The following is a 3,061-nucleotide window of genomic DNA, read 5'->3' on the forward strand; positions in this document are numbered from 1 at the left end:
GCTTGTTGGGTGCCTGTTTCGGCTGGATGATAATCGTATGCGTCGGCCGGCCAAGTGTGTGACGGTACGTGAGTATATGACCTGCGTCATCTTTGAGGAAGGTCCCGTCCGTCATCCATACTCTGTACCCGAACGGGTACTGTGACGGCGGCACGAAGATCTCGGTGGGTTCGATGACGCCCGGGTCGTGACGAAAGGTGAAGCGCAGGACCCTACGGCGCATATCGAAGGAGAGATGCAAGGGTTCGCCGGCCGTGGCGACCGGATATGGGCGAACGACGGCTCGGAGCGTACGCCCCCCACGGTCGAGGACTCTCGTATCCCGTCCCTGGTCCGCGCTCCAGATGGACAGGTCTTCGCCGTTCCAGCCGTCGCCCCTCTCGTTGGTGTTGCTGGCCGTGTAGTTCCAGATCGTGGCTGAGCAGAGGCTGCTTTCCACGGCACGAAGACTGCAGTCCATGAGTGCTTCCTGCTCCCGGTAGTCGCCGGTCCGGAAGGCCCTTCCCCCGCGAAGGTCATATGGGACGCCGATCTCACCGATGACGGTGGGTCCGTGCAGGCGTTCGGTTCCAGCCCGGCGGATGGCGGCGAGCTGCCAGGCGGCGCTGCGGCGTACAGCCCACGGTCCGAAAACGATCCGGCTGTGCACGACGTCATAACCGAACCATGCACTCGGCCGCTTCAGCAGCAGTGGAATTGCGTCGTACCAGTGCGGCGCGGACACGAACCCCGAACATCCTTCGCCGACCTGCGGCGGCATTGCCTGTGGCTCGCCCTCGGCGAAAATGAGCGCTTCGGGGTCTGCCGCCCGCACAGCATCTGCATAGCGCCGTATGAACGGGACCAGGTAGTCACGCTCGAAATCAACGTCTCGTCCGCCAACGCGCGAGAAGTAGTCTGGCGCAAGCAGTTGCGGGTTGCCCTCGCTGTTGGCCGTCCAAACCCCGTGGTCGCGCCAGATGCACGGCCTGCCTTCCTTCCATGCCTGGGCATGTCCGATGTTGAGCCTTCGGTGTCCCTGCAGGTGTGAGCCGGTCCGTCCCGTGCCCCATATGCCCACCTCCTGTTCCAACCCATCGCCCAGAGCAAACGACTCGAGAGGCGTCGGCATGAGGTCGGTCCTCATCAAGCCCTCGTGCGCCGTGAGGTCCCTCCATCCGATGTACCCGTGCGACGGTTCATTGAACGTGTCATAACCCACGACACAAGAGATGCCCTTCAGGCGCCGAACGACCTGGACAACGGCGTCCACATAGTGCCGCTGGAGATACTCCTGGACTGGTTCGCCCTCCACGAGAACGTGTGGGGCGAAGTCGTTGCCTCCGAAGAAGAGTGTGAACATCGTCGCGGACGCCAGCCGACTCGCATTGGTCGGCCAGATGACGCTCGAGAACGGGTCCCCATGCGTCTGATGAACGATGGCAGCGCACGTGTCTGCAAACCTCGTCATGTCGAAGCCGACCGCCTCCAGCGTCCAGCCGGGCGCGCCGTCGCCTCCCGTGAACCTGCTCCAGACGTCCTGGTGAGGGTCGATGAACACGATGAAACCCATCTCCCCGGCCAGCCGGACGACCCGCTCGACGTAGTCCAGATACTCAGTATCGTAGAGCCCGGGCCCAGCATGCTCGATCGCCTCCCATGTTACCAGGAACCGAAGTGTCATCAGCCCCCAGGACTTGAGGCGCGACAGATGCTCGTACGCCTCCGAGAGAGGGAACGGTCGGCCCACGAACGAGACCATGCGGTGGTCGAAGAAGCCATCAGAATGATGTGTTGCGCCATCCGGGATGGTCGGCACCTTGCTGTCCCCTCCGAGGTTGACGCCACGCAGGAGGAGCGTGCGCCCCGCGTCGTCCTTGAACCAGCTGCCGTCAGGATGCAGCATCGCGTTGCTCGAAAGGAGTCCCTGTGACACCCATCGTGCGAGCAATGCGTGCCGAAAATGGCAGGAGATCGAGAACCGCTGCCGTTTCATCACCGGTCAGCCCGAACAGGTCCATGTGCTCCCCATAGTCCTGCAAAACGAAAACCTGGTCTCCGTCACGTGTCAGGGCTATCTGCCACCACCAGAGAGACTCGTGACCGGAACCGTGGCCCCCGACAACGGCCATATTGACCTCAGGTGTGACGGCACCCCAGAACATCAAGGCTCCGTCTTCACGTCTCCGCTCGATCGTCTCAGCGACTGGCATAAGCAGTTTGATGGCGTCGGTATCTTCCCGTTGGCAAACGATCTCGAAGGTCCCCGAGCGGTGCAGGACAAACTTGGCGAGAGGGACCCAGAACGCTGTCGAAACAGCAGTCTCCACCCCGGGCAGCATGCCCCTCAGGCCAGGAATCGTGATGTGCAGCGACGTGAGCTTGTCGGTTGCCATGTCACAGCAGGCCATATTCGTCCAACCGCTGGGGCAACAGCATCTCCAGTACAGCGTGGACATCCACTGCAACAGTCTCAGAAATCATCGTTCCCCCTGTTCTCCTGCGACATGATACCAGACACTATCAGTGTATCCCGCGCGGCAGGTAATCAAGAGACTCCGCCGGTCGTGTCACGGACGAACCGGGCCAGGTCCTGCCAGGGTCCGATCTCGAAGAACCGTCGCGCCAGACCGGAGGTCGACGGCAAGACCCACACCACGGTCCGACCGACGCAGTCTGGCTGCCGTCCCGGCACGGCCCGCCGCCCCAGGAACTGAGCTGCCACTGTCCTGCTGGTGAACGCCAGCACACGCGGCTGCCACCGCAGGACCTTTGCCCTGAGCAGTCTGCGCGCCTCGTCCAGGTCGACATGGCCATCGAAGATGTGCACGTCCTGCCCGTGATCGGTCTTGACCAGATCGGTCAGTCCAATTCCCCAGTCGACCAGCCGCGGGTATTCCTCTGCCGCAAGCCTGCGGGGCGTCAGTCCGACCTCTGCCAGCGTCTGCCAGAAGCGATTGCCCGGGTTGGCGTAGTAGGCCCTTCGCTTCCAGGACATATCCCCCAGTGCCGAGCCACAGAAGACGAGACGCAGACCGTCAGTCAAGATATCTGGGACGAGCTCTCCGGCCCCGTCGCCATC

The 3,061-nt window shown here is 62.7% G+C and carries 3 protein-coding genes; all 3 read right to left on the reverse strand.

All coding sequences use genetic code 11. The annotated features are described in order from the left end of the window. Nucleotides 1–1,885: glycoside hydrolase family 5 protein (locus SMC5_RS01540; RefSeq protein ID WP_119119315.1), on the reverse strand; the 1,885-nt coding region annotated here is incomplete at its 3' end. Then, on the reverse strand, nt 1,872–2,375 hold the full coding sequence (locus SMC5_RS01545; protein WP_126854905.1) for a hypothetical protein: 504 nt from the start codon (nt 2,373–2,375) through the stop codon (nt 1,872–1,874). The genes SMC5_RS01540 and SMC5_RS01545, both read right to left, overlap by 14 nt. A gap of 152 nt (nt 2,376–2,527) precedes the next feature. Further along, nucleotides 2,528–3,061 (reverse strand): mismatch-specific DNA-glycosylase (locus SMC5_RS01550; RefSeq protein WP_207798956.1); only part of this gene is annotated, 534 nt, incomplete at its 5' end.

Origin of the sequence: Candidatus Cryosericum odellii (assembly GCF_003570935.1) — a bacterium.
Classification (GTDB): domain Bacteria; phylum Caldisericota; class Caldisericia; order Cryosericales; family Cryosericaceae; genus Cryosericum; species Cryosericum odellii.